Origin of the sequence: Psychrobacter sp. NZS113, assembly GCF_015864825.1 — a bacterium.
GTDB lineage: Bacteria > Pseudomonadota > Gammaproteobacteria > Pseudomonadales > Moraxellaceae > Psychrobacter.
Map to the genome: position 1 here is coordinate 316,640 of NZ_JADYWL010000001.1, position 26,874 is coordinate 343,513.

The 26,874-nt window shown below is 41.8% G+C and carries 23 protein-coding genes; 14 read left to right on the forward strand and 9 right to left on the reverse strand.

Going from position 1 to position 26,874, the window contains the following annotated elements:
* The first annotated feature begins 144 nt into the window (after positions 1–144).
* From I6E61_RS01365 to purC, 5 genes are all read left to right on the forward strand, one after another.
* Positions 145–1,599 (forward strand): Do family serine endopeptidase, encoded by a 1,455-nt coding sequence (locus I6E61_RS01365; RefSeq protein ID WP_197128807.1) that lies wholly within the window; start codon positions 145–147, stop codon positions 1,597–1,599.
* 469 nt (positions 1,600–2,068) lie between these two features.
* On the forward strand, positions 2,069–3,250 hold the full coding sequence (locus tag I6E61_RS01370) for a hypothetical protein (protein WP_197128808.1): 1,182 nt from the start codon (positions 2,069–2,071) through the stop codon (positions 3,248–3,250).
* 488 nt (positions 3,251–3,738) lie between these two features.
* A complete protein-coding gene (gene dapA / locus I6E61_RS01375) occupies positions 3,739–4,644 on the forward strand; it encodes a 4-hydroxy-tetrahydrodipicolinate synthase (protein ID WP_197128809.1) in 906 nt (301 codons plus the stop codon).
* 136 nt (positions 4,645–4,780) lie between these two features.
* The gene (locus I6E61_RS01380) at positions 4,781–5,095 is read left to right on the forward strand and encodes a hypothetical protein (protein WP_227685618.1); all 315 of its coding nucleotides are present in this window, start codon (positions 4,781–4,783) and stop codon (positions 5,093–5,095) included.
* A gap of 127 nt (positions 5,096–5,222) precedes the next feature.
* On the forward strand, positions 5,223–5,936 hold the full coding sequence (gene purC / locus I6E61_RS01385; protein ID WP_197128811.1) for a phosphoribosylaminoimidazolesuccinocarboxamide synthase: 714 nt from the start codon (positions 5,223–5,225) through the stop codon (positions 5,934–5,936).
* 221 nt (positions 5,937–6,157) lie between these two features.
* Here the strand turns inward: purC and I6E61_RS01390 are convergent, their stop codons facing one another.
* Both I6E61_RS01390 and I6E61_RS14260 read right to left on the reverse strand, forming a co-directional pair.
* Positions 6,158–7,840: an AAA family ATPase gene (locus I6E61_RS01390; RefSeq protein ID WP_265091272.1), complete on the reverse strand. Its 1,683-nt coding sequence runs from the start codon at positions 7,838–7,840 to the stop codon at positions 6,158–6,160.
* A gap of 40 nt (positions 7,841–7,880) precedes the next feature.
* Positions 7,881–8,375, reverse strand: coding sequence for an AAA family ATPase (locus I6E61_RS14260; protein ID WP_197128812.1), 495 nt, complete (start codon positions 8,373–8,375; stop codon positions 7,881–7,883).
* A gap of 509 nt (positions 8,376–8,884) precedes the next feature.
* Here I6E61_RS14260 and I6E61_RS01400 point away from each other — a divergent pair.
* Both I6E61_RS01400 and I6E61_RS01405 read left to right on the forward strand, forming a co-directional pair.
* Positions 8,885–9,517: a DNA-3-methyladenine glycosylase gene (locus I6E61_RS01400; RefSeq protein ID WP_197128813.1), complete on the forward strand. Its 633-nt coding sequence runs from the start codon at positions 8,885–8,887 to the stop codon at positions 9,515–9,517.
* A gap of 69 nt (positions 9,518–9,586) precedes the next feature.
* The gene (locus I6E61_RS01405; protein ID WP_197128814.1) at positions 9,587–9,898 is read left to right on the forward strand and encodes an NGG1p interacting factor NIF3; all 312 of its coding nucleotides are present in this window, start codon (positions 9,587–9,589) and stop codon (positions 9,896–9,898) included.
* A 172-nt stretch (positions 9,899–10,070) separates the two neighbouring features.
* Here the strand turns inward: I6E61_RS01405 and I6E61_RS01410 are convergent, their stop codons facing one another.
* Positions 10,071–10,700 carry a hypothetical protein gene (locus I6E61_RS01410; RefSeq protein ID WP_197128815.1) on the reverse strand — a complete coding sequence of 210 codons (630 nt, stop codon included), beginning with the start codon at positions 10,698–10,700 and terminating at the stop codon, positions 10,071–10,073.
* A 346-nt stretch (positions 10,701–11,046) separates the two neighbouring features.
* On the opposite strand from I6E61_RS01410, the gene I6E61_RS01415 reads away from it, so the two are divergent.
* Positions 11,047–11,754, forward strand: a complete 708-nt coding sequence (locus I6E61_RS01415; protein WP_197128816.1) for a ZIP family metal transporter — start codon at positions 11,047–11,049, stop codon at positions 11,752–11,754.
* 546 nt (positions 11,755–12,300) lie between these two features.
* Here I6E61_RS01415 and I6E61_RS01420 read toward each other — a convergent pair.
* Entirely contained in the window at positions 12,301–12,504 is a 204-nt protein-coding gene (locus I6E61_RS01420) for a CsbD family protein (protein ID WP_194196114.1), read from the reverse strand.
* Between the two features lie 429 nt (positions 12,505–12,933).
* Positions 12,934–14,181: an NADH:flavin oxidoreductase/NADH oxidase family protein gene (locus tag I6E61_RS01425; RefSeq protein WP_197128817.1), complete on the reverse strand. Its 1,248-nt coding sequence runs from the start codon at positions 14,179–14,181 to the stop codon at positions 12,934–12,936.
* Between the two features lie 221 nt (positions 14,182–14,402).
* On the opposite strand from I6E61_RS01425, the gene I6E61_RS01430 reads away from it, so the two are divergent.
* Both I6E61_RS01430 and I6E61_RS01435 read left to right on the forward strand, forming a co-directional pair.
* Positions 14,403–15,101, forward strand: coding sequence for a TetR/AcrR family transcriptional regulator (locus tag I6E61_RS01430; protein ID WP_197128818.1), 699 nt, complete (start codon positions 14,403–14,405; stop codon positions 15,099–15,101).
* Between the two features lie 65 nt (positions 15,102–15,166).
* Complete coding sequence (locus I6E61_RS01435) at positions 15,167–17,341, forward strand: molybdopterin oxidoreductase family protein (protein WP_227685619.1); 2,175 nt, start codon at positions 15,167–15,169, stop codon at positions 17,339–17,341.
* Positions 17,342–17,460: 119 nt separating this feature from the next.
* Here I6E61_RS01435 and I6E61_RS01440 read toward each other — a convergent pair whose 3' ends face one another.
* Both I6E61_RS01440 and I6E61_RS01445 read right to left on the reverse strand, forming a co-directional pair.
* A complete protein-coding gene (locus I6E61_RS01440; RefSeq protein ID WP_197128819.1) occupies positions 17,461–18,786 on the reverse strand; it encodes a D-amino acid dehydrogenase in 1,326 nt (441 codons plus the stop codon).
* A 75-nt stretch (positions 18,787–18,861) separates the two neighbouring features.
* Entirely contained in the window at positions 18,862–19,614 is a 753-nt protein-coding gene (locus tag I6E61_RS01445; RefSeq protein WP_197128820.1) for a folate-binding protein YgfZ, read from the reverse strand.
* Between the two features lie 269 nt (positions 19,615–19,883).
* On the opposite strand from I6E61_RS01445, the gene I6E61_RS01450 reads away from it, so the two are divergent.
* Both I6E61_RS01450 and hemL read left to right on the forward strand, forming a co-directional pair.
* The gene (locus tag I6E61_RS01450) at positions 19,884–20,237 is read left to right on the forward strand and encodes a zinc ribbon domain-containing protein YjdM (protein WP_227669171.1); all 354 of its coding nucleotides are present in this window, start codon (positions 19,884–19,886) and stop codon (positions 20,235–20,237) included.
* A gap of 123 nt (positions 20,238–20,360) precedes the next feature.
* Positions 20,361–21,662, forward strand: a complete 1,302-nt coding sequence (gene hemL, locus I6E61_RS01455; protein ID WP_197128821.1) for a glutamate-1-semialdehyde 2,1-aminomutase — start codon at positions 20,361–20,363, stop codon at positions 21,660–21,662.
* Between the two features lie 72 nt (positions 21,663–21,734).
* On the opposite strand, the gene I6E61_RS01460 is transcribed toward hemL, so the two are convergent.
* Positions 21,735–22,124, reverse strand: a complete 390-nt coding sequence (locus I6E61_RS01460) for a lysozyme inhibitor LprI family protein (protein WP_197128822.1) — start codon at positions 22,122–22,124, stop codon at positions 21,735–21,737.
* A gap of 394 nt (positions 22,125–22,518) precedes the next feature.
* Here I6E61_RS01460 and I6E61_RS01465 point away from each other — a divergent pair, with 394 nt between their 5' ends.
* The gene (locus I6E61_RS01465) at positions 22,519–24,267 is read left to right on the forward strand and encodes an AMP-binding protein (RefSeq protein ID WP_197128823.1); all 1,749 of its coding nucleotides are present in this window, start codon (positions 22,519–22,521) and stop codon (positions 24,265–24,267) included.
* Between the two features lie 126 nt (positions 24,268–24,393).
* Here the strand turns inward: I6E61_RS01465 and I6E61_RS01470 are convergent, their stop codons facing one another.
* Positions 24,394–24,801 carry a DUF962 domain-containing protein gene (locus I6E61_RS01470; RefSeq protein WP_197128824.1) on the reverse strand — a complete coding sequence of 136 codons (408 nt, stop codon included), beginning with the start codon at positions 24,799–24,801 and terminating at the stop codon, positions 24,394–24,396.
* A 412-nt stretch (positions 24,802–25,213) separates the two neighbouring features.
* Here I6E61_RS01470 and ppx point away from each other — a divergent pair, with 412 nt between their 5' ends.
* Positions 25,214–26,740 (forward strand): exopolyphosphatase, encoded by a 1,527-nt coding sequence (ppx, locus tag I6E61_RS01475; protein WP_194196104.1) that lies wholly within the window; start codon positions 25,214–25,216, stop codon positions 26,738–26,740.
* The last annotated feature ends 134 nt before the right edge of the window (positions 26,741–26,874 follow it).

Below are 26,874 nucleotides of genomic sequence, written 5' to 3' on the forward strand. Positions count from 1 at the left end.
ATACGCACAAGCTAAAAAACACCAAGATGACCTGAGCTCAAGTCACATTTTTCACCTGTCTAGTAATAGCTTTAGAGAATAACCAGAACAAATTTATTAACGTTGACAATAATAACAATCATGATCACTCATATGGAGGATGGTATGCCTACAGATATGTTTACAGCACAATCTAAATTGAATTTGCAACATTGGTTGCAGCGTAGTGCGTTGGCGCTCGCTGTCAGTACATCGCTAGTCGTTGGTATGACTGCCACGACTATGACGAGTGCTCAAGCCGCGGTTACTACAGCAGACTTCTCCGATTTAGTGCAACAAGTGACCCCAGCAGTCGCCCGTGTGAACGTCACAAAAACGATCAGTGAGGCTGAACTTGCCAAGGCGCAGACAGCTGAGCTGCTACGTCAGTTTTTTGGAGACCGCCTAAGTATCCCTGAACAGGCTACCATGCCAGCGATTGAGCATGCTTATGGCACGGCTTTTTTTGTCACCTCTGATGGTTATATGCTGACCAACCATCACGTGGTGGAAGGCGCTGATAAAATCACGGTGACGCTCAATGATAGAACCGAGTTAGATGCGGTTTTAGTCGGTAGTGATGAGCGTTCAGATGTGGCAGTGTTGAAAGTCGTGGGTAATAAATTCCCACCTCTACCTATCGGTGATTCAAATGCTCTGAGAGTAGGAGAGCCTGTACTAGCAATTGGTTCACCATTTGGTTTTGATTATTCGGCATCCGCTGGTATTGTCAGTGCCAAGTCACGCAGTTTTTCGCGTGAGACCAGTGTGCCATTTATTCAAACAGATGTGGCATTGAACCCCGGTAACTCAGGTGGTCCATTATTCAACCAGCGCGGTGAAGTTATTGGTATCAACTCGCGTATCTTTAGTGGTACCGGTGGTTATATGGGTCTATCGTTCTCGATACCGATCGATGCGGCAATGGATATCTATCAGCAGTTAAAAACAGATGGCGAAGTGGTGCGTGCTTATCTAGGTATTTATCCACAAGATATCGATCGCAATTTGGCTGAGGCTTATAAGCTGGCTCGCCCTCAAGGTGCCTTATTAACACGTGTGTCACCAGACTCACCAGCACAAAAAGCCGGTCTAAAATCTGGTGACATTATTTTGCAATATAACAATGTGCAGATTATGCAGGCATCAGATTTATTGAATCTGCTCAATAGAGCCAAACCAAGTGATGCTTTCCGTGCGCAGATTCAGCGTAATGGTAAGCAGATGATGGTCAGCGGCCAGCTTGCTTATGCACCCGATGATGTTAGAGCTCAAGGCGGGGATCAACAGAATGACGATGTACAGTTGGGCTTGCGTCTACGTAATTTGACCGTTGATGAGCAAGCCGAAATCGCCGTAGACAATAAAACAGGCATTTTGGTGACTACGGTTGACCCTACTGGGCTTGCTGCACGTTCGGGTATATTGGCGGGGGATGTGATTACCAATTTTCATCAAAAACCGATTAAGGAAGTGACTGACTTTTCAGATGCTATTTCATCGCTACCTGAAAAGGGCGTGGTGACTATGGAGGTTATCCGTCAAGGCATCCCTGCGATTATCGGGTTAAGAATTGAGTAGTTAGGAAGGTAGTGATCATCAATGCATTATAAAAGAGAGGTCACGTTAACCTTGCTTGAAGTTGTGCCTATACAGCTGTACTTGGTATCTTGACCCTTTTTGACATTGATTCAACGACACGAGAGATACTATTAAAAATAGTATGAGTGAACAAATTGTGATAGTAGGCGTCAACAATTATACTTGTCTATCGTAGAGGCTGACCTCTATAATGGCTGATTTTTTTATCCCATGATTAAAGGTTTGTCTTTAGCGAGATAGAAGATTGCTTCAATAGATGATCGTTTTGATGGGTTAAATGCTCCATTTTTATGATTGTTATTACAATCGAAACACGCCCTCATAAATTATTACAACCTATGATAAACGTATTCATGGAGTGATTTATTTAGCACTCCATACACTCTAATATAGGATTGACTATAAGCTGTTTGATAGGCTCATACCGTTACACAACCATCAGGTAATTATGACTGACCATGTTTTATATATACTAGGTATCTCTACGTCAGCAGCATTGCTAGCGTACATCGTACTGTGGTCAATATTACAAACGTTTAATGCGAACCCTACTAAGCGTTTTTTGCGTATCTGGATTAAATTAGTATTGTATTACGCAGCCTATACCATGCCCGTTTGGATCGTATTGATGGTGATAGGTTGGTCGCAGAATGTGTTGCCAGTGCTGGCGCAATTATCCGTACCATCATTGCTTTTAGCCATGTTCGCAATGGGCCTGTACTTTTATACTGTGGTGGTACAGCCTAATTGTTTACGAGTAGAGCATCATGCTGTTGATTTAAATTTATCAAAACCACTTACTGTCGCTGTGCTGGCTGATTTACGTATGGGGATATATAGCGGTAAACCACGACATATTCGCAAGCTTGTTGCCACTATCAATGCTCTGACAGCCGATGCTGTACTGATTACAGGTGACTGGCTGTATTACCCAAGTGCAGATTTGGTGGGGCAGCTTATGCTGTTTAAAGCGGTTAATAAACCTGTCTATACGGTGATGAGCACGTCAGATTTGTGCTATCAATCGATTAATACAACTAAGCAAGGTCAGCCGCTACTGGAAGATACGTTGGCCAGTACTTTTGATGTACTCGATATCAGTTATATTGGTCAGCAGTGTACCTCGTTGCCGCTTAAGTGTATGAGCCCTGTGAGTAGTCGACCGTTTAACCAAGATACTCTTAAACAGCAAGACTTGAATGCCAACTCAATAGTCGCAGCGCTCTGCGGCTGGCAAGATACTCCTCAGAGATTCACTGATACTGAGAACTTGAATACTACTGCAAAAATAGCACTTGGTCTTGAAATCGCTAACGCTATTAACCCTGTTATCATTTTGGCTTCACGATTTGATAGTCTCAGCGACTTACCCAAATCTCTACAGCCGAGACCGCTATTGATTACGGGTGCTGATAAAGCCATTCAAGGAAACAGTTGGTGGGGGCAAAAAAATCCAGATGTACAACAGAGCGATGAGCAGTCGACATTGTCAAATAACGGTCGTGTGGGTAAGCAGCGAGGTTTATATCAACATGCCAGTGCGCAGATATTTGTCAGTAGTGGTATAGGCACACGAGGACTACCTTTTCGGTTGTATCGCCCCACTATCGATGTGTTGACAATTCGTTAATATGTGCCAAAAGCCTTATAAGTGCTTATCCATTGCGCTAAACTGACTGTTTAATAATAATGTTATTATTAACACGCTTTTTTAGGCCCTACATTGGCAGTATATGATGAGAGAAGCGGCGTGTTATTTGCTGCATAATAACCATATTGACCGTTAATTGATTGATAGCGGTCAAATCAAAATATGCTACACTAGCAGGCGTTTTTATCATTAAATTTCTATTGTCGAATAAGCCCTGTCAGTCATTGGCAAAAACAATGTCAATGCAGATCTGAGCACATCATTATTTATGTGGTGGACGCTTTTGCAGTAGAAAAATATTTGTTTTAGAAATACACTTAGCACTACCATCAGGCAAGACATTGCTAATTGCGTTTATGGTTATACATATTGTTATGTACTACCATAAGTATGAGAATTGGCTCTTGCAAACGACCTATCATGTGACAGCTTTGACAAAAGCTAGGATAATACAGTAAGGCACGGTTATGAGCACAGCATACGACGAGATCAAAACCCGACTACAAGGCTCAATGGTAGCTTTGGTAACGCCCATGCATCCTGACGGCAAGGTTGATTATAAACGTCTGGCAGATCTCATAGATTGGCAGATTGAACAGGGCACCCATTGCTTAGTTGCTGTCGGTACCACTGGTGAGTCAGCGACATTGTCTATGCAAGAGCATAGCGATGTGATTCGCTACTTTGTACAGCATGTCAAAGGTCGTGTACCGGTCATTGCTGGTACAGGGGCCAACAATACAATGGAAGCCATCAAGCTGACTCAAGATGCAGCCGATGCTGGTGCAGACTGCGCATTGCTCGTAGCACCTTACTATAACAAGCCACCTCAAGAAGGTTTGTTCCAACATTATAAAGCCATTGCTGAAGCGGTAAATATCCCGCAGATGCTTTATAACGTACCAGGACGCACAGTCGTCGATATCGCCCAAGATACCGTTGAGCGTTTATGTGATATTGACAATATTGTGGCTATTAAAGATGCGACCGGATCTGTCAGCCGCGGTGAGCAATTGATTAAAGCCGTTGGTGATAGAATTGTTGTGCTGTCAGGTGATGACGGCACTGCGCTAGAGTTGATGAAATTCGGCGGCAAAGGTAACATCTCAGTGACGGCCAACGTTGCACCGCAAGCGATGAGCAAGACGTTTACGGCTGCGCTCCGCGGTGACTTTGACGCTGCCAATAAAGTACACGATATCGTTAAACACTTACATCGTGATTTGTTTATCGAATCAAGCCCTATCCCAGCTAAGTACGCCTTGCATAAAATGGGCATAATCGATAAGGGCATTCGTCTGCCATTGGTTTGGCTAGCGGAGCAACATCATGCGACTATTGATGAAGCCTTGGTTCGTGCTAACTTAATATAGATTTGTGTGAACTTATATAACATCGAGTATTATAAATGCTAAGTCAGTCATCAGTGACATAGGCTTAGCAAATTCTATATGACCTCATACACACGATAAGCCAAATAAGCAATCATTGCTAACTCAGAGAGATAATATGATGAACAGCTCATCAACGACCACAAAAATATTCCCTGCGATGCTGACTTTGATACTAGGAAGTACCCTAGTATTGAGCGGCTGCCAAGCGACTAAAAACCTACTTGGTAAGCGTGACAACGGTAGCTTAGAGTATCAGCAAAGCAAAAAGCTTGCGCCAATAGAACTGCCAGCTGCTACAGAAGCAGCACCTTTTGTGCCTTTATATGCCACACCTGATGCAGGTACAAATACGCTAAAACTAGAGAACGAATCTGGTAGCCAGTATAAATTACCACAGCCTCAGCGTGCTGTAAGCGGTCTTTCCAATTAAACATATTTCCCTATTTATACCGTTGGTTTTTTATACTCGTTAATTTAATTATGAACGCTGTTATAAAAAAACTAGCGGTAGCTGCGCGTTTTTACCACATAAGCTTGAACGAACAGGAACTCTCATAATGCAAAAGCAACAACTGCTGTATAAAGGCAAAGCCAAATCTGTCTATGAAACAGAAGACAATGATCTTTTAATTTTACATTTCCGTGATGATACATCAGCGCTTGATGGTAAGCGTATCGAGCAGTTAGCACGTAAAGGTGTGGTCAATAACCGTTTCAATGCTTTTATCATGCAAAAGCTCGCTGATGCTGGTATCGAAACGCATTTTGAAAAGCAATTGTCTGAAGACGAAGTATTGGTAAAACGTCTAGATATGATTCCGGTTGAGTGTGTAGTACGTAACTTTGCTGCTGGTAGCTTGGTTCGTCGTTTGGGTTTAGAAGAAGGCCAAGCATTGACGCCATCTACTTATGAGCTGTTTTATAAAGACGATGCGCTTGGTGATCCAATGGTTAATACGTCACTGTCTGTTTCTCTTGGTTGGGCAACTGAAGCACAATTGGCAAGAATGAAAGAGCTGACTCATCAAGTAAACGATGTACTAAAAGCACTGTTCGATGCAGGCGATTTGATACTGGTTGATTTCAAGCTGGAGTTTGGTGTATTCCATGATCGCATCGTTTTAGGTGATGAGTTCTCACCAGATGGTTGCCGTATTTGGGATAAAATCACCAAAAAGAAACTTGACAAAGATCGTTTCCGCCAATCATTAGGCGATGTGATCGAAGCTTATGAAGAAGTGGCCAACCGTATTGGTGTGCCATTAAGCTAAGCGATTAAGTTTCATAACATACAATAAAAGACTGAGCCATGTGCTCAGTTTTTTTATGGCATTATATTAATGTCGGTTCCTCGTAAGGACTCGAATCTTTGGCTGTAGGCTAATGGTATCAATAGTTTGAGTTATTTAGGTAGTCGCGGTGTACTTGGTAATATACATGTAGTGAGCCTTTGTATCGTTATTTTTGTTTACAATAAGGGCTGTGAGATTTCTTAGACAGCTATTTGACTTATATTATTGTTCGTATTTCTCATCATCATATTATAGTGTGAGATATGACCTGTCTTTTCGAACACAGCCTCAAAAATTCTATTATATTCGTCTATAGATGCAAATTGCCCATCAATAAATAGATCATCTGGAATACAGTGAGATCCGTCATTGACCCAACATATGAGGGATTTACAAATTAACTGCTCATTCGGACATGTGAATTTATTTAGAATATCATCATCCCCCATACTGCCAAGAATTTTAAAATAATTCTCAATTATTCGTCGCATAGAGTTCTGAATAGCTATTGGAGACCTCATATTTTCTTGTAACTCTCGCCACAACATCTCATAAGAACTGTATATCGGATTCTTATTTTGATAATTGATAATACTTGTCTTATTTTCTGATTTTCTCAATTTCCAGAAATTAACTGTATTCTCCGACTGTGCTTGACCGTTCACAAATGATATTTCTTTATGGAAATAAATATTATGGGTCAATATTATTAATTGTTTAAATTGATGATTATCATCAGTTTTTACGTTTTTTATTATGTCTTTAACCAAGCTATTAACAACGAACAGGATATTACTATCTAAACTTGATATTGGATCATCAATTACAATCACCCGATCGGTATTTATTGAAAATTCAGTTCGCCCTCCTTTACATAGGTGATAAAAATAAAGAAAAGTTATGAATGTTACTTCACCTTCACTTAAAGTATCCCTAGCAAGAGTACCGTCACTTCTATGTAGCTGATATTTATTTTCAGCAACAGGTTGTATAGTAAACCCAGTAAAACCGAAAGATAATAACGAAGCGTTTATGCCATGAACTGTTGATAAAGTATTAGTTGGTATCTGCGAAAGATCTACTAGCACTTCCTCAATACCCGCAATTCTTGAGTTCGCAATACCAATTGCCTTTCTAAGAGCTGTTATAGCTCTACCTAGCTTGATTTTTTTGGAGTTATATTCGTCGAGTATGGTTTTATTGGAAGCGACTGTGTAGTGCCATACTTGCTGTTTCAAGAGATTTTTTGAGGTACTTAAGGTGGTAACTAAATTATTATGAACTTGAATAGCACCGTTCGAATTAGCAATAATTTCCTGTAATTTCTCGAACTCGTCTGAAGTAGTGTGAATATCTAAATCACGACTCAACTCATGTGATTTCTCACGCATAATATTAATGTTTAACTCGAATTTTATTTTAAGTTGAGTAGAAATTTGCTTGAATAGGTCTATGTCAAAGCTATAAGGAGTAGGCTGCTCATGTATACCGATTATATGATCTAATGATGATTCTATAGCTCTGGCTTCGGTAACGTAATGAGTAAGCAACGTCTTTACTAGAGTGGCGTTTTCTTTGTAAGTATCATCAAAATAATTTTCTATACTCTCTCTAAACCCATCGTCGATTGTCTCTTTTTGACAAAATGGGCATGTGCTATTATCTTCTTGAATATATGCTATACCAGTGCTTACCCAATCACTAATTCTCAAATGCTCTATTAGATTTGATATGCCAACGTTATTTTTACCTATTATTATTTCTTTCCAAATAGTGTTGTTTTCTATTCTGGACAGAGTTTCTGGTGATATATTGTGTATGTTAGATATTGCAGATGTGTCGTCATAAAAAAGAGACGTTGCAGTGGCTTCTAATTCTTCCAATGTTAAAATTGGCGTATTATCGCTTAACCCTTGTAGATTCCTAGTGAAAAAAGAACTTTTTTTTGCCTAGGAAACCTGATAAAGAACTCCTGAGGAGATCATGGTTTATTAGCGCACTGTTATTCCACACAGCCTCTACTTTTTCTTCTTCTAATGCTGTTAATAAATCTTGTTGAGCTTTTAATGTAACTGTATACCGTCTAATATTATCTATCAGTTTATCTAATTTAACCTTTTCTTCTATGATTTTTCTTTCGTTATCTATATCTTCTTCACCAATTGTAAAAACACCTTTAAGACTACTATTAAGAATATTTTTTTCTTTAAAATCTTTATTATATACAAGAGTTTCAAGTGTACGGTTATCTAACCAGTTAATCGTACAGTTAGATTGTGGGTTATTTAGTAGCTTAGAGATTGTAGTCTTTCCACTACCATTAGCTCCATAAATAAAATTAACTTTTTCTAAGTTATCACAGCTTATTCCTGCTGCATCGTATGTACCAATATTTCTAATTTGGAAGCTCTGAATCATACCTATAACCAAAGTAAAGAGTATTTTCGCTTGTAGAAAACACTAAGAAAGAGGAAAGACACAACTAATATTGATAAATGTCATATTTGCACATCATATGTTACTTATGAGAGTAAAATCAAAATTAAATAACATTTCCACTCAGATAGTATCTATCATTTATGAGTATACCCCAGCGGAACCAATTATTTTACCTTTTAAACCTATTAACAAACCACTTAAAACAGCCTATATTTGTGGAACTACTCAAAACAGACTACGGTGTTTATCTATTTATTAATAATGCTTAATGACGAAATCCTCTTTATCCATAAGTATCGATGCTTACTACGCACTATCGATATTAGCCTTTTGGACACAGATTTATAGTCTAACTCGTATAAAAAATCAAACATAGCATAAACATTGTTCTCAATACCTTATTTTAATTTTGTGCTAATTTATTAATACTGGTTTATTAGTATTTGGTCATGTCAATTAGATGATAAAAATAAGAAAAGGTTTCGCTAATGTCTACTGCTTCTTCAACTGTTTTAGCACCTGACTGGTTTACTCGTCCTACTTGTGTGGTCGCCGCCGATTTAGTTGGCAAAGTGCTCTGTAGAAAATTGATAGATACCGATGGCACGGTGAAAGTATTGCGCATGCGTATCTCAGAGACTGAGGCCTATATCGGTGAAAGTGATCCTGCCTGTCATTCCCATGCAGGCACACGAACCTCACGTACTGAAATCATGTATGAGCAAGGCGGTGTGTTCTATGTCTATTTGACCTACGGCATACATCATATGCTTAACTTAATCAGTGGTGCTGCAGAGTCGCCAGAGTCGGTGTTGATACGGGCTGGGTTTTTGACAGAGGATAGTGATCGTCTAGTTGACGAGCAGTTGCTTAGCTCAGACAAACAACTTAACCATCCCAAGCAGTTTGCCGGCCCTGGAAAATTAACCAAGCGATTGCAAATTGATCGAGATTTATATGGCAAAGTGATTGGTTCAGCGTCAGCTGTTTGGGTAGAAGATGATGGATGTCAGCCACCAATATCGCTGCGCCCACGTATTGGTATTGACTATGCAGGTGAAGCGAAAGACTGGTTATTACGTTATGTTTGGACTGACCATCCTTCTTTATCCAAAAAATAGTATCGCCTGTAGATTAGACAGTTTATCTTGAATGTATTTTATGAGATTAATGTAGAGAGGATGGACGATATGTATAAGCTCACGGTTTTTATCCCAGAATCTGCTTTAGAGCAAGTGAAGTCTGCATTGTTTGCGGCCGGTGCAGGTACCATTGGTAATTATGAGCAGTGCTGTTGGCAAGTGAGAGGTATGGGGCAGTTTATGCCGTTGGCAGGCAGTAATCCAAATATCGGCGTGCACAATAGACTCGAAGCTGTTGAGGAATGGCGAGTTGAGATGGTCGTTGCTGAAGGGGTTATTGGAACTGTCATCGCTGCGTTAAAAGAAGCTCATCCGTATGAGACACCAGCTTACGATGTAATAAAGGTCTTAGATTTTTAGTATTGGGATTGAGGGGACGCTCTAGTTGTACGTAATAAAACGAAAAAAAGGTCAAATATACCAAGAGCTGGTTTATTTGACCACAGGCATCAAGAAGTTAATGATGCCAAAAGTTTATACTCGTATCTGTGTTGTAAAATACGAATGTCATAAATAGTCGTGCTATAGAAAATCAGTCTTTTTTAACTTGAATGACATTTAGATTAGGATAGCCAAGTAGTATTTCATAATCTTGTGAGCCACGTCTTGCTTCGATTTCAAACACACCGCGATTATTCTTTTCTTCAAGCTCAATATCTTTTACACGGTAGCCCATTGCGCTAACTTTTCTGACGGCTTGTTGTTTGATAGCTGGATAGCGTGCTTCTCTTATAATACTGTCTTCGACATCATCGTTTTTATGATGCTTACTGTTTTTATGCTTACCGTTGTCTTTATATTTGTCCTCTTTACCATTAGATGACCATGATTTTTTGTCTGAACTGATAAGCCTCAAGGCAGGATACGTATACTTAAGCTCATAGGCTTGTTTACCTTTAGTAGCATAAGCAGTAAGTATTTGATTCCCTCGATAATTGCTAGCTTGAATGTCTCTGACATCATAACCATTGCGGCGTAAGTCTTGACGTAGCTGCTGACTAACGCGGTTGACGTTATTGTTACTCGTATTGCTATCACGGTATACAGGGCGATTGTCATAAGGGGAAGCGATAGTGGTACAGCCGACCATCGTGCCCAACAAAGCAACTGAAAGTCCTGATGAAAGAATCGTCTTTACGGTAGAGCGTTGTAGTGTTCTCATAATGAATCTTCCTATTGTTTGGTAGGGCACAGCGACTGTATATTTTTAACTATGTATTCTTAATTTGGTATGCGTAATTTGACATCTAATATATTGGTATTTACTAACGTGCTGTCGAAAATACCTTACCTAGCAACTGCATCCTAATTGTTTAGCTAGTAATGAAATATTTACTTACATTATCAATCATAAGGTATAAAACTTGGTGTTAGATGTCATTTACGTTAAGAAGTTGTAAATGAGTAGAATTTGGATACATTGTTGATGGGTTCAAAGCTAAGCTGTTGAGCGATATCAGCCAAAGACAATAAATTAATAAGATACTCAACCAACAATAAGGAAAAAAATGCCACTCAAACTTATTTTGTTTTCAGGATTTGCAGGTGCAACGGTATTTATCGGTGGACTATTAGCCAATATGTTTGACCATCATATTAAAGACAGTCCGGTTAAATCACAGTTGGTTCACACGTTAATGTCCTTTGGCGCAGGTATTATTTTGTCTGCACTGGCATTGGTATTAGTACCCAAAGGCATGGATGAATTGAGCGTTTGGGGAGTGATGGGATCATTTTCATTTGGTGCTATCTTATTTATGTTGATAGACCGAAAGCTAGCATCGTCAGGCAGTCAGCAGGCAACGTTGTTAGCGATGATGATGGATTTTGTGCCAGAGTCTATTGCTTTAGGTGCTGTTTTCGCAATCGAGCCACAAATGGCATTGCTATTGGCTATTTTTATTGGTTTACAGAATCTGCCTGAATCCTTTAATTCGTTTCGTGATTTAGTGCGCAGCGGTTTCAGTGTGGGAAAGACATTGACCATATTTTTTGGTTTAAGCTTTTTTGGGGTTATATCTGCCTTAGTCGGGCATTTTTTGCTGAGTCAGCATCCTAATATTACTGCACATTTAATGACGTTTGCGAGTGGTGGCATCCTTTATTTACTGATTCAAGACATCATTCCTGAAAGTAAATTAGATAATAATTATCTGACGTCATTGGGTGCATCACTAGGGTTTTTGGTCGGCGTGGTCGGTGAAATGGTCATTTAGCCATACAAAAGCAAGAAAAATTGGCTTGTTATTAAAAAGCGTGTAAGCATATGCTTACACTCAATGACGCTTATGCGACTTAACATCAGGTTAGGAATTGGGCATTATAGTCACACGGCATTAGGAAATGTGACTCAAGGATTGAGTTGACCGCATTAAGGATAATGACTGACTTATTGGCATCAGGATGATAATAATAAGTGAGGTAAGGACACATAACCTTTGCTGATAGCAGTAGTTAATGCTGTAGACGTAGTAAATAGGGCAGGATGCCCAGTATCACAATATGCTGAAGACTATGCAAGGATGTATAGAAACGGTCGTGATAGGTAACATGGATAGTTAACAATAAAACCGCATAACAATTAATTGCTATGCGGTTTTATCGTGTCTGGACATTAAGAAAAGTATGTCAATTCAAACGGCGAACAGCTCTCTACCTATCAGCTCGTACTCAATATATTTATCCATTACTATAGAAACCATTATCCAATAAAAAGCCGCATAGTTTGTATGCGGCTTTTTGTTTTTTATAATTAAAATGAATTAATATTTATTTTCACGGCGCCAGTCATCTACTTCACGCTCAGCGTCGTCTTTGGCATGGCCATAACGCTCTTGTACACGGCCAACCAACTTGTCACGGCTGCCTTCAATGTGCGTTAAATCGTCGTCAGTTAGTTCAGCCCATTTTTGCTTTGCTGAGCCTTTTAGCTGATTCCATTCACCTTTTAGCGTATGTTCATTCATTATTTTCTTCCTTATTTTATTGGACGTTTTTGATTACTTTTTGATTACATCGTGTTTTTAACTAATCTTATTATTGGTTATTTTTATAATTATCTAATCACAAAAGCAGTTGGTTTTTATTAGTATTGACTGCCTTGTGGTAATAAATATAATCAGTTTTAACAGTGGTGTCTGTACATCCAATGTTTATAGTGTTGCTTAATTATAATGAATGGCATAGGTCTGTTACCTGTACCATCATTGTGTCAAAATCGCGCTCACTTGTGTTTGCAATACGTAGTAGCTACCAAGCATTTTTCCATGAAATTATAATTTCAAAGCCATTTAAATTTATAAAACCACTCTGCTGCATGCTACATAATTAGAAGAATGTAGATGGTAAGGCAGCTACAATGCGGTCAAACTTATAAATAACTTTTAACGTTGATATTACGGCGTAGGATTTTTTAAAGTGGCCAAATATGTGTGATAGCGTTTGGTTAGCTTTTTTAATCGAATGCGATCAGCAATGAGTGAGAATATCGGTGAAGCATCGGGTTTAGGTAGCTTGCCTTTACCCATGCGCTGCAGTTGGCGCTTGATCACTGCCATAGTAGCAACAGCGCTCAAGGTTTTATCACGCCATTGCACGACTGGATTATGAGCGCTAGTAGTTTCATATTTTTTCCAATCATTGAGTAATGAAGGGTTCATGGCAAGAGCGGTTCCCATACCAACGATATCAATCCCTTGCGCGAGTACATTTTCTGCAACGGCCAAGCGTCTAACACCACCTGTGGTCATCACTGGCATGGTAGCTACCTGCGCAATCTCTTTTGCAAAATCTAAAAAATAGGCTTCTCGTTGTAGCGTTCTGCCGTCTGCCGTACTACCTTGCATAGCAGGACTTTCGTAACTGCCACCAGACAGCTCAACCAAATCTACCGCCAATTCATTCATAGCTAAAACAACCACTTTTGCATCGTCTGCATCAAACCCACCACGTTGAAAATCTGCTGAATTTATTTTGACCCCAACGGCAAAACTGGGTGACACTTCAGCACGAACCGCTTTAATGACTGCAATCAATAGTCGCATACGGTTTTCAATTGAGCCGCCATATTCATCTTGGCGCTTATTGGTCAGTGGTGATAAAAACTGAGAAATGAGATAACCGTGAGCGGCATGAATTTGTACGCCATCAAACCCCGCCTGTTCGGCTCTGACTGCTGTGTCTACGAAGCGTTGAATGAGCTGTTCAATATCTTGTAGCGTCATGGCTCGGGGTTGGCTAAATAAACCAGAGTGCTTACCCAAGTCAATGGCCACATCAGAAGGCGACAACACATCCCCGCCCATGGCAGCATACACTTGACGGCCAGGATGGTTGAGTTGCATCCAAACGTGCGTATTGTTTTGTTTGGCAGCCTGCGCCCATGCTGTGAAAGGAGCCATGTCGCTGTATTTATCTAATACGATGCCACCAGGCCCAGTCATTGCGCGACCATCGACCATGACATTACCTGTAATCAATAATCCTGTACCGCCATTGGCCCAGTGCTGATATAAGAGCAGTAGATCAGTGCCAGGAATTTGTCCTTCATCCGCCATGTTTTCTTCCATAGCAGCTTTAGCCAAGCGGTTAGGAAGGGTAGCGCCACAAGGCAATGTGAAAGGGAAAAAAACAGATGATGTCATGATGGCAACCTAAAAATTTCGTTTTGTGAAGCACGAGTTCTACTATGGATTTCACTATAGACTTATGGTTTAAATGACTATAACCTTATAGTTGAAACAATAGTTATCGGCGTGTGGCCGTCATCATCACATTTTTTCGGCACAATAGCACTCAAGGTAAATTACTGGTGTGTCGATTTAATTATTTATCGAGTAAGTAAATAAAGAAGGATGCTTTTTCATTGACTGTACTAGCGCAACATTTGGTTGTACCAACAGAGTCTAAACGCGAGATGGCGAAAGCCAAAACACGCCGTGCATTACTAAAAAGTGCATTAAGACTGTACAGCTTAGAGGGCGCTCAGGGCATGAGTATGAATAAAGTGGCCAAAGGCGCTGGTATTGCACAGCCCAGTTTTTATAACCATTTTGATAGCCTAGACGCGCTGCAAAATGAATTGAGCACCCAGTTAAAGGATAATTACTTATCGCCCATGCGACTGGCCTGGGTCGATATGCTCAAAGATTATGATGTATTGAGTAAAGTGCAGTTCAATGAGCGCTGTCAGCAATGTTTGGTGATGATCTTTGATTCGGCCTTTCAAAATATTGCACTGTTTCAGCATTTGTTAGAAGATCGCCCTCGGTTTACTGCCAATATAGAAAACCAATCTTCGTTAAACAACGGATTGGGTAATCTGGTCACCGAGATACAAGAAGAGTGGACAGAGATATTTATTCAAGGATTGCAGCTATCCAATCGTTCTTGTGAACGCAGTGCTGTCAATCTTTGTGTTGATATTGCTGCTGCACAAGTACATGAGCTCATATTAGGCTGTCATCAGCAGCGCTACTCAAGGCAGCAAGCGATTGATACGTTAAGCAGCAGCTTTGATGCACTGTTCGCCAATTTTTTGCACGGAAGCAATAGTAGTGAATAACGATAATAAGCGACAACTATTATCGTAAAAACTAGGATTAATCAAACACAACAAGGAGAGTTATTATGGCCACAACCATGGCTACACCAACGTTAGGCGAAGCGCAAACGCATTTTAGAACTTGTACATTGTGCGAGGCCATGTGCGGTGTTGAGATAAAGCATGATGGTGAACAAGTATTATCGATTAAAGGCGATAAAAACGACCCTTTTTCTCAAGGGTATATTTGTCCAAAAGCAACGGCTTTACAGGATTTGCATGAAGATCCTGACCGTCTGCGTCAGCCTGTCGAAAGAACGGCCGATGGCTGGAAAACCATCAGTTGGCCCGAAGCGTTGGATAAAGTGGCCGCTGGTATTCAATCAGTACAGCAAAAGTATGGCCAAAATGCATTGGGGGTCTATCTTGGCAACCCTAACGTGCATAACATGGGCGGTATGCTGACCATCAAACAGCTGCTCACTAGCTTAAAAACGCGCAGTCGATTTTCTGCCACTTCAATTGACCAACTGCCGCACCATATCGTCAGTATGCACTTATTTGGCCATATGCTACGCATTCCAGTTCCTGATGTGAATCACACTCAGTATATGCTCATTATCGGCGGTAATCCGCTGGCCTCTAACGGCAGTATCATGACCGCCCCAAACATGCGCCAAAAACTAAAAGACATCAAAGCCCGTGATGGCAAAGTGGTGGTGATTGACCCAAGACGTACAGAAACTGCTGACATTGCCAGCGAACACCATTTTATTCGTCCTGCAACAGATGTATTGCTGTTACTGGCGATGCTCAATGAGATCTATGCACAAGGCTATGCTAAGTTAGATACTAGAGTGGCTGCCTTGGCACCAGAGATTGATCGACTTGCTTTGTTTGCCAAAGAGTACACGGCTGAATCTGTAGCAGACATTACGGGTATTACGGCTGCTGAAATCAAACGTATTGTCAAAGAATTCTGCGAAGCGGAAAGCTCAGTCTGCTACGGCCGAATGGGTATTTCGGTGCAAGAGTTTGGCCTACTGAGTCAGTACCTGTCTATGGTCATTAATATCGTCACAGGACGCTTAGACGAAGTGGGCGGGCTGATGTTCCCTAATCCTGCAATGGACGTTGTGAACAGCTCAGGCCCAGGCTATTTGGGTAAACGCCACAGCCGAGTGAGCAACTTGCCTGATTTTAATGGCGAGTATCCTGTGGTCGCCATGGCAGATGAGATGTTGGTCGAGGGCGAGGGGCAATTAAAAGGATTCGTCACCGTTGCGGGTAACCCTGTGCTCAGTACCCCAAATGGTGAAAAGCTAGACGAAGCGCTGTCAAAACTAGAGTTTATGGTGTCACTCGATTACTTTGTGACCGAGACCAGTCGTCATGCCAATATTATCTTGCCGCCTGTATCGCCACTAGAGCGTGACCATTATGATGTTACGTTTAACGGTTTTGCTGTCCATAATGTCGCCAAATACTCGCCCGCCTTGTTTGAGAGATCAGAAGAGACGAGACATGATTGGGAGATTTATTTAGAGCTCGCAGCGCGCTTGGATAAAGATGCGCCAGAAGCAACGCAAAAAGAGCGTGCAGCGATAAAAGCATTTGGGCCGAAATTTGTTTTAGAGCAAGGTCTAAAGTATGGGCCTTATAAAGAGGTCACGTTAGATGTGCTCATGGAAAACCCGCATGGTATCGATTTAGGGCCTCTACATAGTATGTTGCCAGACGCTATTAAGCACGCAGACAAGCAGATTCATCTTCATGTCGATTTTTATCAAGCAGATTTAGCACGGGTGAGAGAGATGGTACAGCAGTATAACGATAATGAGATTTTGCTCATTGGCCGTCGTCATGTGCGTAGCAACAACTCATGGTTGCACAACAGCCATCGATTGGTAAAAGGCAAATCTCGTTGTACATTGATGCTGCATCCTGACACAGCGGCACAGCATGGCATTGTTGATGGTCAATCTGTAAAAGTCACCTCACGGATTAGCAGTGTGATCATTGCAGCAGAAGTGACCGACGAGCTGATGCCAGGCGTGGTGAGTATTCCGCATGGCTTTGGTCACGGCCGTAAAGGGGTCAAGCAAAAAATCGCCCAAGCAAATGCAGGGGTGAGTGTGAACGATTTGACTGATGACACTTTGATTGACCAGTTAAGTGGTAATGCGGCAGTTAACGGTGTACCGGTACAATTGGAAGCCCTTGAATCAGTAACAGATGACGCATTGGCTACCGCATCATAAACCTTGATGGATAACGCAATCACTTAAGAATTGTCCTAAATTTAAAGTAAAAAGAAGGCGCTTACCTACAATAAGCGTCTTCTTTTTTTGCATGAAACTTTAATCTATTGCTTATATGATCAAGTGCTCATACCGACAAAGTCAAAATCAACGTTAGGGGTTTCGCCTTGGATTAATAAACTAAGGGCTTTTGCAGAACCACAAGAATGCGTCCAACCCAGCGTACCATGCCCAGTATTGAGCCATAAGTTGTCAAAAGTCGCTGAGGCATTATGGCTGCCGTGTTTGACTTGACCGCAGTGTGCGCGACCAATAAGGGGCACGTTCGATGGGGTCATCGGGCGCAGTCCTGTCCAATATTGCACAGAGTTTGCAATGATACCTTTCGGAAATAATTGCTGCACGCGGCGAGTAATGGCTTCACAGCGCGTAGCATTTAGGTCTAGGTTATAGCCATTGAATTCAGCCGTACCAGCCACCCGTAATTTGTCACCCAGTCGTGAGGTGACTAGCTTAAACTCATCATCAATTAAGCTCACAAAAGGCGCTAAATGTGGAGCGCGCGGGTTGACGGTATAGGTGGCAGAGTAGCCTTTTGCTGGAAATATTGGCGCGTGTATGCCCAAAGGTTTTAACAATGACACGCTATAGCTGCCAAGCGCCAACACATAAGTACCTGCAGTAAAGGTCTGGGCATTTTCACCTGCTGGGCGAATGGTAATACTGTGTACGTGCGGACGCGAAGAGTCTGTATCGGTATTGAGTGCTAAAATCTCAGTATCATATAAAAACTGTACACCAGCATCGATGCAGCGCTGCGCTAACCGCTGCGTAAATAGATGGGCATTGCCAGATTCATCACGACTGGTATAGGTTGCCCCAGTGAGTTTGTGAGCAATTGGGTAAAGCGCTGGCTCTAAATTGACGGCGTTATTGATATCAATCACGTAACGCTCACAACCGAGCGCTTGCATGCGTTCAGTTGGTTCAATGGCGGCATCAAACTCTGCCTGATTGGTATAAAAATGCATGATGCCGCGTGTTTGCTGTTCGTAATCAATACCGATATCCGCACGCAGCTGCTGCAAAGCGTCTCTGGAATACAGACCCAAACGTACCATTTGCACTAGATTGGCATCGGCTTTGTCAGCGCGGCATTCTTGCAGAAATTGCATCGCCCATTTTAATTGAGCTTTGTCAGCCCGCAAGCGATACAGTAGCGGGGCATCTTCTTTAAACAACCATTTGAGTGCTTTCATCGGAGTCGCAGGGTTGGCCCAAGGCGTGGCATGCGACACCGATATTTGGCCACCATTTGCAAATGAGGTTTGCAAGCCTGCTGCGGGTTCACGCTCAATCACAGTCACATCATAGCCTGCTTGACGAAGATACCATGCGGTGGTCACACCGACCACGCCTGCTCCAAGTACTGCAACATGTGTCATAGGGTTCTCTACTGTGATTGTCTAATGGCCTGACAGCAATGGGTTAAACTTTTAACACCATTTATAGGGCAAATTTTATTTGGCGCGGGCCACATCAGCTTGCAGCGCGGCTGGCAAGTCTAGTGGTGTTAGTGCGCTATCAACAAGGTATTCTGGACGAGTAATGACCAATGCTTCAAAACCTTCAGCATTAGCAATCGCATTGACCACTTGAATTTTATCGATTTTATCACCCGCAGATGGTAGCTCACCAACGCCTTTTACATAGTGCAAAAATGCTTTGGGTGCTGATTTAAAATAAATACGAGCGATGACTTCTTGACCCAGATAGCAGCCTTTGTCGTAGTCCATGCCGCCGCGCTGATGTAGGCGCAGCTCTTGCGGTTGGAATTCACCTTGAGTGGCAGCTACGATCCAATAGTTGCCAGTGGCAATACTGCATTGCGTCCAAGCTTGTGTATCCTCAGTCGTATTATGGTCATCTTTATGGCTAAAAGTTGGTACATTATCAAGGACACAAGGATAAATTGGCGTTGGCGCGCTGGTTTCAAATTTAGAAAATGCACCATACTTTTTGAGGTGGGCTTGTAGAGCATCCGCGCAGTCAGCACTAATGACCACATCATATTGCTTTTCTGCTTGCTTCTTAATCCAAATACCAAATTCAATACGGCCTTTCAAGTTACCAATGGCAGCAGCTTGATAGCTAAGCCCGAGCTTGGTGACATCACAGGTCAGCTGTCCTTGAAAGAATTTTTCGGCATCCTCACCTTGAATGGTTAATTGGGCAAACTTTGGTAATATCGATGCATTTGAAATTTGAGTCATTATTATTATCCTTTTAATGTCAGTTTATTCATTAAAGATATCGGTTTGGGAGTTAATTGATAAACGTACATGCACATAAAACTAAATGAAGCTAAGAAGAGTACCACAAAAAACACGGTCATAAAAAAGCTCGTGGTTAAGTGGTGAGTTAAGCGTTAAATTGGGCTCAGTACCCAGTTTTCAACCGTACAAATTGGTTAAAATTGTCGAGTTACGGTACAATGTTAGCTCTAGAATAAACTTAATTTACAATGGCTGCCGAGGAAATTATGAGCTTACCCAATTGCCCAAAATGTGATGCTGAATATACGTATGAAGATGGTGCGTTACTGGTATGTCCGATGTGTGCTCATGAATGGACGGCGGCAGAGTCTGATGCTGCGCAAGCTGAAGAGCAAGATGCAGTTATTCGTGATGCAGTGGGTAATGAGCTACAAGATGGCGATGCCGTGACTGTAATCAAAGACTTAAAAGTCAAAGGCTCTTCAATCGTGATTAAAGTAGGTACCAAGGCGAAAAGTATTCGTCTATTGCCGGATGCGACCGATGGTCATGATATCGACTGCAAACTCGATGGCTATGGCCCGATGAAGCTCAAGTCTTCTGTCGTTAAAAAAGCCTAGCATTTCAGATATGCTTGAAAGATTAGATAATAAACAAATATAAAATCAACGACAGTCAAAAAATACAGAAGCTATTAAGACATAGAATTTATAAAACATAGAACCTATAAGTAGAGAATAACTATGAGTACTAAAAACGAACAGCTCTTTGCACAAGCCAGCAAGCATATTCCAGGTGGTGTCAACTCGCCAGTCCGCGCCTTTGCGGGAGTCGGTGGTACGCCTATCTTTATGCACCGTGCCAATGGCAGCAAGATTTATGACACCGAAGACAATGCCTATATCGATTATGTTGGCTCTTGGGGCCCGATGATTTTGGGTCATGCGCATCCAAAAGTTATTGATGCGGTTAAAAAAGCCGCTGATGATGGTCTTAGCTTTGGTACACCAACGCCGTTCGAGACGACAGTTGCCGATAAGATTTGCGAAATAGTACCTAGTGTTGAAATGATTCGTATGACCAGCTCTGGTACCGAAGCAACCATGAGTGCGATTCGTCTAGCACGTGGTTATACTCAGCGTGACAAAATCGTTAAATTTGAAGGTTGCTACCATGGGCATTCAGACAGCTTGTTGGTAAAAGCAGGTTCGGGCATGCTTGATATTGGTGAGCCAACCTCAAAAGGCGTACCTGCTGATTTTGCTAAGCACACGATTACGATTCCTTATAATGATCCTCAAGCGATTAAAGACTGTTTTGAGAAATGGGGCGAAGAAGTCGCATGCGTTATCTTAGAGCCGATCGCTGGCAACATGAACATGGTCATCCCTACACAAGAATTCCATGATACGTTGCGTGCCGAGTGTACTGCTAATGGCGCGGTATTAATCTTTGATGAAGTCATGACAGGCTTTCGCGTTGGTCTTGGCGGCGCACAGGCGCACTTCGGTATCGACCCTGATTTAACTTGCTTTGGCAAAATCATCGGTGCAGGTCTACCCGTGGGCGCTTTCGGCGGTAAAAAAGAAGTCATGTCTTGTATCGCGCCACTTGGTGGTGTCTATCAAGCGGGTACGTTATCAGGTAACCCACTAGCGATGCGTGCTGGTATTGCGATGTTTGAAGATTTAACGGCAGACGGTTTTTATGATGAATTGGCAGCGAAAGTTGATCGTTTAGTAGACGGTTTCCAAGCGGCGGCTGACAAGCATGGTATTAACCTTCGTACCAATAAATTGGGCGGCATGTTTGGTATGTTCTTCGTTAGAGACAACGAGACCACTGTGCCTCAGAACTTTGATGATGTGACAGAGTGTGACATGACTGTGTTTAATACTTTCTTCCACGGTATGCTAGATCGTGGTATCTACCTTGCACCGTCGGCTTATGAAGCAGGCTTTATGTCTATCAAGCATAGCGATGAAGACATCGACGCATCAATCAAAGCGGCTGATGAGATATTTGCAAAAATGGCAAAAGCGTAATTTAGCTAGAGCTATTTTTTGGCTTAATAAAAAAACCAGTACCTTAAGAGGTGCTGGTTTTTTTATGCTCATTTATTTATTTTTGATGCTTTTAATATCGGCGTCCAACTGTACGCGTCGTTGTTGTGTATAAGTGGTCAAACAACTATTGAGCACCATTGGATAAATACTACCGCCACGAACCGAACTGGCAGAAAACTGGCAAGCTTTGTCTCTAAAATTAATCCATGCCAATTGCACCGTTTTTAATTGCTTTTTCTCAGAGCTATTAAGTAAGCGCTGAAAATCACGGTAAGATTGGTTTAGCTTTTGGTCTTCTACGGCCAACTTAGCTGCAGCACACTTATTCATATCTGTTTGAGTATAGGCATTGTCGCAGGTGTTTTCTGCAGACGCTTGAGCATTGACAAATAGCCCTGTTGACAGTAAAGCAAGACAGCCGACTTTTTTAATATGGCTCATAATAAACATGTAATCTCGTTATTTGTGTGAAATGGCATTTAGCATAACATGGCTATATTTCGGCTATATCTCAAATATATAAGGGGTTTAGTAAATGTGCGTACGGAATTGAACCTATAGTCGATTCAATTCAAAAGTAGTACAAGGCAACCGAGTATAGATGTATATCAAATACTTCAAGCGAGGTTAACGCAGTAACACTTTTTTAGTGGAATGACTATATAGTTTTAAGCTGATCGAGCTAAGTTTTTGTCCTGTATCTTGGTCATAAAAAGCGATATATAGCCCAAAAGTATGGTCAGTGACAGACTTAGCAAAGTGACTCAGCCGCTTAAAAAATCATGATTAGAGTGTGCTATGCTGAGAAAAACACACTCAGCAGGGACGCTAACTCATGACTACCAGCACTAACGATATGCCTAGCAGCAATACGCCACCGTTATGGCAAGCCTCGTATGAGAAACATGGACTAAGAAATAATCTAGATGTGTTAGAGGGCAAGCACAACCTGCTAGATTTATTGCAACCGAAGATAAATCAACATAGTGATTCTGTAGCTTTTAGTATGGGGCCCGCTACGCTTACCTTTGCACAATTGGATATTGCCAGTCGCCGCTTTGCTGCTTTTTTACAAGCAAAAGGAATCAACAAGGGCGATCGTGTCGCGGTACAACTACCCAATATATTACAGTATGCAGTCGTGCTGCTTGGTTGCCTGCGCTCAGGCACGGTACTGGTGAACGTCAATCCGATGTATACCCATTATGAATTGGCACACCAACTGACGGATGCTCAAGCCAGTGTGTTGATTGTCCTTGATGGGATGACAGCCGCTTTCGATCAATTAGACGATGCAGTGAAATCGCAGCTGTCACTGGTCGTACATTGTTCTGTCAATCCGAATGCTGTACCTACTGATAACGATATTACCTTACTTACTCAACTTGAGCTGTCGACCGATACAACTCGCCAATCTAGTCAATCCAACCAAACCACAACCGATAATGCTGCAAACAATATCTCAGAGCAGAATGTAAGCTTTGCGCATATTATAAATACATACCACGCTGGGCAATATCAGTCTGTGACTATCAAGCGTGAGGATTTGGCGTTATTACAATATACAGGCGGCACGACTGGTAAGCCAAAAGGCGCCATGCTGACACACTATAATGTCATGGCTAATATCTGTCAGTGTTATGCGATGTTTGGCAAGGCGATAGAGGCTGGTCGTAGCGAGCAGATCAAGATACTGAATCCTTTACCGCTTTATCATATCTTCTCATTTACCGTTTGCGGTCTGCTCGGTATATATGGTGGGTGGGAGGATATCTTGGTTACTAATCCACGTGACATTGATGGGCTAGTCAATACCATCGAACAGCATCGTCCGCATGTCATTCCTTCTGTGAATACCTTGTTTATTGGTATGCTCAATCATCCAAAATTTTCTGGCCTTGATTTTAGTCGATTGGCCTTATCTATCGGTGGTGGCACTGCCATCATCAAAGCTGTATCTGATCAGTGGCAACAAGTGACTGGTATGATGATTCATGAAGGTTATGGGATGTCTGAAACAGCACCGGTAATCTCGTTCAACCCACCAGGGATTACGACTTTTAATGGTAGCGTTGGTCTGCCGTTAGCAATGATGAATATCAAAATCATTGACGATAATGGATCTTCGTGTGCGATTGGAACACCTGGAGAAGTTGGCATCAAAGGGCCACAAGTAATGCAAGGCTATTGGCAAAAAGATAATACAGATACCTTTACTAAAGATGGCTATTTTAAATCAGGCGATATTGGCGTCATGGACAGAGATGGTTTTTTGACACTCGTGGATCGTAAAAAAGACATGATACTGGTTTCAGGATTTAATGTTTATCCTAATGAAGTAGAGGCTGCACTAACTGAACATCCAAAAGTGCTAGAAGTTGCTGTCATTGGGGTTGAAGACAAGCATAGCGGTGAAGTACCGAAAGCTTTTGTGGTCAAAAAAGACCCAAGTTTAACGGCTGATGAACTGGCGGCTTTTGCCATTGAGCGTCTGACTGGCTATAAGCGTCCGCAGTCTTATGTGTTTATCGATGAGTTGCCGAAAACGGCAGTAGGTAAAATATTACGTAAGTCTTTGCGATAAATGAATACGTCATTTCATTGATTAGAATGAAATAACACGAATAAAATTCTCTAAACGAACAAAAAACTGGGCTGCTATTTTTAGCAACCCAGTTTTTTAATGCGTGCTGTATACAACGATTGAATCTTATCGTGCTTTATCAAATTTGCGATCCTTCAGGCTCAAGTTACCGCGCACCACATCGCCATACATTCGGAAATCACTGACAAAACTCTTTAGAGGAGATTTAAAAGAGGCTGGTTTGTTTTTTTCAAAGAAAAAATGTCCGACCCATGCGCAAGCATATCCAGCAGCAATACCTTTGAGCAATGGTTTGGGCGAACGGGTTTTGACAGATTTGGCCAATCCTAATAATCCAAAACTGCTACCGGCGAAATGCAAGCGACGGCAAGCCATGTTTTGATGCTCATCCAAATAGAAATCATAAAATTTCTGCTCAGTTGGCGTATTGTTTTTAACGACTTCTTTCTTGGCATTGCTGTTTATCTGCGTATCAGCAGTTTTGGTCATGTTCTGTGTGGCAGTTTCTTTCATTTTTAGCTTCCTTGCTAGTGGTGTATGCCATATAAAATTAAGGCAGACTTTAACATTGGTGAGTAAGTTGCTTTCTATTTAGATGCGGATTATAGGTGATAGTCTATTTATAAACAGACACCAAGTCACTGTTATTTATTATAATATTAGTGGCTTTCAATGTAGCAAACCAATATTATTAACACAAGCAATAGATGCTAACTGTGCCTCCATTACTGTATATATGGTGTCATAACACGTTCACTGTGGTTTTGCGTCGCTTGCCAGTGTTTGGCATAAATGCTTTAATGGCAAAAATACCGTCTATTCATATGGATAGATTTATTTATGCATCTGTATTTTTGTACAGATCAGCCTCCTGATTTTAGTAAGTATTCTTTTTCCTTTATCTAACATGGTAACGACCCCTCTTATGCCTATTGACTACCTTACGAATCCACCGCTTGCTGATGACGAAATGATGGCAGCCATTGATATTGGCTCCAACAGCTTTCACCTAGCCATTGCGCGTCTCGATCATGGTGAGGTGCGAAAAGTAGTGTCTATGTCTGAAAAGGTTCAGCTGGCCGCCGGATTAGATGAAAATAAGATCCTAAGTGCAGCAGCTGAAAAACGTGGCCTTGAATGCCTGAGTCGCTTTGTGGCGCGCTTGGATTCGGTACCACCTGAGCGTATCCGTATCGTCGCGACCAATGCGCTGCGACAAGCCAAAAACGCAAACGACTTTATTGCACGTGCCAATAAGATTTTGCCTAAGCCTATTGAAATCATTGCAGGACGCGAAGAGGCTCGATTGATCTATTTGGGTGTCTCGCATACCAATGCCAGTAGTGATAAACGCTTGGTGATGGATATCGGTGGTGGTTCGACAGAGTTCATTATTGGTCAAGAGTTCGATCCACTATTGACTGAAAGCCTACAGATGGGCTGTGTGTCTTTTACGCAAAAGTATTTTTCTGACGGATTGATTACCAAAGAAGCCTTTAATAATGCCATCTTGGATGCCCGCAAAGCAGTGTTGGCGATTAATGGGCGTTATCAAAAGACGGGTTGGAGTAGCGTGGTTGGCTCCAGTGGGACGATAAAAGCGGTGCGTAACGTCCTTGTGTCCAAAGGCTGGGCTGATGAGCAAGAGTGCATCACTTATAAAGGTGTCAAAAAACTAGAAAAGCTACTGCTTAAAATTGGCAACGTTGATGATATTGACTTAGAAGGTGTTAAAGAACACCGTAAAGCGGTATTCCCAGCAGGAGTAGCTGTGCTGCTTGCTATCATGGATGTGCTGGGTGTAGAGAGTATCACTTACTCAGATGGTGCACTACGTGAAGGAGTGATGTACGACATGCTCGGCCGCTTTGTGAGCGAAGATGTACGTGATCGCAGTGTGATGGCATTGATTAAACGTTATTCAGGCGACAAAAAGCAAGCCAAACAAGTGGTCAAGACCAGCCGTCATTTATTTGAGCAAGTAAAAGACAAGCTTACGCTGACCAACGATGACTGTGATTTGCTCAGACGTGCAGCCTTCTTGCACGAGATAGGACTAGCGATCAGTCACAGCAGCTATCATAAACACAGTGCGTATCTGCTCGAATATTCAGATATTCCAGGGTTTTCGCAAGTCGATCAAAAGCGTATGGCGCAGTTGATGCTCAATCATCGTCGTAAGCTTAAGGCGGATATGCTTGAGCAGACGTGTACTATCGGTGGTGATCAGCTCGTCTATCTCTGTTTGCTATTACGTCTGGCAGTATTGGCGCATCATAGCCGCAGCGATTATGAGTTACCCGAATTAGAATTGAAGGTCATGGATGATAACTGTTGGCAAATCACCGTCATCGATAGCAGTGAGCACTATGCTTTCTTATTGTCTGATCTCCGTACTGAAGCGGATCAGTTCGCCAAGTGGGGCGTGAAGCTGAGCGTGGTTGAAGCTTAGCGCTGATAGAAATTACGGTTGTAATTATTAAGCTAAAGATTCGCGTAACAAAAGCTGCTCTGTCGGTAATGTTATGCGATTTAAGATGTGCTACTATAGCCTCTATTGAGTTTACAACTGTACTTTCATTAGCT